Source organism: Bartonella sp. AP65SXKL (assembly GCF_042195725.1).
Lineage (GTDB): Bacteria > Pseudomonadota > Alphaproteobacteria > Rhizobiales > Rhizobiaceae > Bartonella.
This window is the reverse complement of record NZ_JBHIOW010000002.1, coordinates 265,323-269,872: the sequence shown is the minus strand read 5'-3', so window position 1 is coordinate 269,872 and position 4,550 is coordinate 265,323. Positions and strand designations below refer to the sequence as shown.

The window sequence follows — 4,550 nt, the reverse complement described above, 5'->3', positions numbered from 1 at the left end:
CTTTCCACTTTGGTAATCACATTATTAACCTGTTCAGTCAATTTATTCTGAACATTCGTGATAGAACTTCCAACACCTGTAAGTGCATCAGCTACATTCTTATAATTCTTGTCAAAAGAAGTACCATCCTCACTAAACTGCTTGATCTTGAAATCCGGTGCTTTCCATATGCCCACTTCATCATAACCAGCACCACCACCAAAATAGGTTGCAAGCGTGTTACCCATTGCATAAAGTTGACTACCAATGACAGCATCCGTTGAGCCGGGGCTGATCTCAGCCTTTTCTAGAAACGTAATTCTACTGTTTTCCTGTGTCCTTACAACTCTGCCTTTTTCTTCTTGCTTCTTCTCATGACGCGCTACAAAGGCATTGGCTTCATCATTCCATAACAAAGAATCCTGTGCTACTCCTTCAGAAACTTCTTTAATCCGTGCATTCACATTCTTGATATTTGTATCAAGACCAGTAAATGCACTACCAACATCTTTAAAAGAGCCCTCTGTTATATTACCCTTTGTATCAATCTTGGATAAGTTATAAGTTGGTCCCGTCATGTCAGAACCAGCAACTCCTGCACCTCCACCAAAATATTTTGATGTATTCGCCATAGCCTTTTCCAGATTTCTCGCTGTGGACGAAAGACCCTCATTGGTTTTGCTTAACTGTGAAAAATTAACTGCATCGTTCGCTCCAGTGCCATCCGACACTCCTGTAATCTTTTTACCCCCAGCATCTATCCCAGAAATGATTATTTTCGGTCCACCTGTAATCACTAAGCCTGTTGCATCTAAGGTACTGCTTCCTGCATTTACTTTATTGACTGCGATTTCCTTAGCTAGATCAAATTTTATATTATTGTCTTCATCACCTTTTGTAATCGTAAGATTTGTACTTCCAGCGGAAAAATCTACCGCGCTGTCCATGATAACGCTCTTACCATCCTTACCCCCAACAGATAGTTTCCAACCACCATTTCTTACGACACTTTCTAAGTCTTTTAACTGTACAACATTTACTGCATCAGTAAGTTCACTACCAGCTGCTACACCTGTAATCTGCCGCGTTATGCCCTTACTAGAATTACCAACACTAACGGCACCCTGCGTACTTTTCCATTGCGCCTCGGCGCTTTGTGAAGGACCCTGCAACAAAGAAGTGTAACCCAAAGCAGAGGCAGCCCTATCAGATACAGAATCGCTTCCTAGAGCAACACTCCCTTCTGCCGTTGCTTCTGAATAAAAACCCAAAGCAGTAGCATTCTTTGCGGCTGACTTTGCACGATGTCCTATAGCAGTCGTAGCATATTCCAAAGCTTTAGAAACAGAACCAACAGCCGTTGAATAATCAGCCTTCGCAGTTGTATAATCATCTTTAGTATCTTCAGAACCTATTGCGATACTATGCTGGCCCAAAGAGTGCGCCGAGCGCCCTATAGAAATACTACTCAAACCTGTCGCCTCTGCTGCATACCCCAAAGCGATAGCATTTTTTGCTGTCGCCTGTGTAAAGGCACCTACACCAACACCATTATCAGCTGATACTGTTGCATTAGTACCAATACCAATCCCCTCATAATTTTCAACATCAGCTGATAAACCGATAGCTATCGCTCTTTCAGCTAACGCACGTGCAGCGTAGTAATAACAGTTTTTGCCTTCACAGTCTTGCTTATTGCCTATCGCAATAGACGACACAGAGGGCGCATTCGCCCCCTCACCCAACTCAATACCTCTGCCACCACCTCGCTGCAGTTGACTAACAGGAATGAGTTGTCTTGTTGTCAAAGCATTTGTCGTCAAAGCATTTATTGTGGAATTATTATCACTGTTACTAGAAAGAGTATTGATGAGAAAATTTGCGTAGTCACTGGCAACATCCACCTTAGGTGTCGTCGCAACACTCAACGCTGTTATATAATTTTCCTTTGATGCACTAGAAGCCTCTAAATCACTGTTATCGCCATCATAAGCAGAGATAACATTTTGTGGAGCTCCTACAACAGCGCTCTCGACACCTTCAAGGAACATTTTGCTTAAATCGACATTTGCCGAAAAACTAGGAGTAACATTCGATAAGAATGTAGCCGCTATAGCCAACGAAAGAACTTTAACAAAAGAAAAACGAGAACGTTTTAATTCACTCGCTGCTTGTGGGGCATATAATTTTTTCATAACAAACTCTCCAATGAAAAAACTTAAAAACACCTCCAAAACATAAAAAAGACACATTTTAGCATTATTGATGTCTTTGGAATTCAGAGTAGACGATCATTGCTTAGAGTGTGAACATTTTGAGTCTTTAGTCTTGTTTTGTTTGTGCTCTTTGTATTGAGACCTAAATGTTTGTCTTTTTGATTATGTTTTGTGGACATAAAGATGACACATTTAGAGTCTAAGTTTTTTAGTGTGCTGTTTTTTCTAACTAAAAAGGGGTCTTTATATTTAATATTACATTTTACTTGGTAGTGGTTACTATAAAATCCTTTGTACTAGGTTTTAGTATGTATTTTCCTAATTATAGACTTTATTTTTATTAGAAAGCATGGTTTTATTAATAATAAGTAAAGTAAAAAGAAATTGTAATATGTCCGGAATATAGTTTTCCTTGGATAACTGGCTTTTTAGTTGGATTTTTTCTTTTTAATATATCATATAATGATATATGCGCGGTCCCGTGATGTACCTTTTATCTTTACGCACTACTTATCCCCCTTTGAATTATTTTATCAAAATGAGTCTTACTAATATACACTCCCATATTGCTATAGGCTGTTCAAGAAAATAGCAACATAAAAATATAGCTTTTTAGCAATATGGATTCTACTGTGATCTTTTTTCAACAAAATATAGAAAAATCTTCTATAAAACCTCACAGTTTATAGCCTCATCAAATATTATGCTTATCTCTAGATAAATACTGTGCGTCTGTAAAAAAAAATATCCACCCTTATTTCAATAAATAAGGGTGGATGTTTTGTTCTATTTTCGTTGTTCGTATTATTTTATTTTCAGAGTGATTGCACCACCTATGCCCCAATGACCACCAGCACTCGTGGCAGAGAGATTAGAGCGGATTTTTCCGTTTTCAGATGTATAACCAGCACCAAGGGCAAATGCGGATTGTCCACGCCATGCGCCGCTACCAAATGAGACACTCAAAGATCCCGGCTCGTCAAAGTAACGTAGGTTGGATACTGCTAGACCAACGGCGGCTGCTTGCCTTGCCTCTTTCCGTACGCTCTTAATGTCATAACTTAAAATATTAAACTTCATATCTGTATATCGGTCAGACCGATCAACAGCATCATCAATGGCATTAATAACAATATTATCCACCCGACTATCCGTATATTTTTTTGCATCATCGAGAACAATTTTCATCTGTTGCTGAGTGTAATCATGTAGTTGACCACCATTCACAGCTTCTTTCGAACCTTGTTCAATGCGACCATTGGCAACATTATCAATCATAACAGGTTCACTTTCGTTGCCACCTTTTAGAGTGATCTTATTGGTTTTTTTACCATCAGCATCTTTATCATAGTTAACTGCACCATCAGAAAGATTATTAACCGTGTTCTCAATATTATCAACTCTGTCTTCAATATTGAAAACCGTTTCACCAATATTCGTAACCGTAGTGGAAATATTGTCGACTCTGTTTTCAATATGCTTAATATCTTTTTCAACGCCAGTGATACGTTCGTTGGTTTCCCAAAGCTGTCCACCATTGACTGCATCTTTTGAACCTTCTGCAATTTTACCATCTGCTACATTGATAATCTTACTTGGTTGACCATCATGGCTAGCGTCATAAGCTTTTTTCTGCTCATTCCAATTTAAACCATTGGACGAGACATTGTTTTCAACACTTTGAATACGGTCGTTTATCTTAGACATACTCTCACTTACGCCGTCAAAAGCACTGGCAACGTTATGATAATCCTTCTTTTCACCAGAGCTCCCGTCAGCCTTGAATTGTGCTATCTTGAAAGTAGGAGCAGTCCATTCTCCATTATTATAGCCAGCGCCACCACCAAAATATGCAGCAAGCTGATTACTCATCAAATAAAGTTGCGAACCATTTATAGCATCGGTTGAATTAGCAGAAATATCTCCATTGGCAAGAAACTTAATTTTGCTATTGGTTTTTTCCTCTCCATGCTGTGCTACAAATGCCTGCTCATCATTGCTCCACAACAAAGCATCCCCTTTGACTTCTTGTGTAATATCATTGATTTGTTGTGTAAAATTATTGACCACATTCGTGAGATGACTATTCACACTCTTCACATTTGCATCGAGACCACTCAAAGCTGAGCCAACATCATGATAATTGGCTTTTGCCACCTGACCATCTTCAACAATAACAGATAAACTATAGTTTGGTCCTTTAAAAGCACCATTTTCGAACGAGGCACCACCACCAAAATAATTTGCTATATCTCCAGATATTTTATTAATTTGGTTCCCATTGATCGCATCATGCGAATCTTCAGCAATTTTCCCATCTTTAACATTATGGAGGGAAACGGGTGCTGTAGTCTT

The 4,550-nt window shown here is 38.9% G+C and carries 1 protein-coding gene and 1 pseudogene; both read right to left on the bottom strand.

Annotated features, from left to right (window positions below):
- Nucleotides 1-2,174: pseudogene (locus ACFIMP_RS02440) on the bottom strand (hypothetical protein); the annotation flags it as partial.
- An 825-nt stretch (nucleotides 2,175-2,999) separates the two neighbouring features.
- Nucleotides 3,000-4,550: Vomp family autotransporter (locus ACFIMP_RS02435; protein ID WP_375685957.1), on the bottom strand; the 1,551-nt coding region annotated here is incomplete at its 5' end.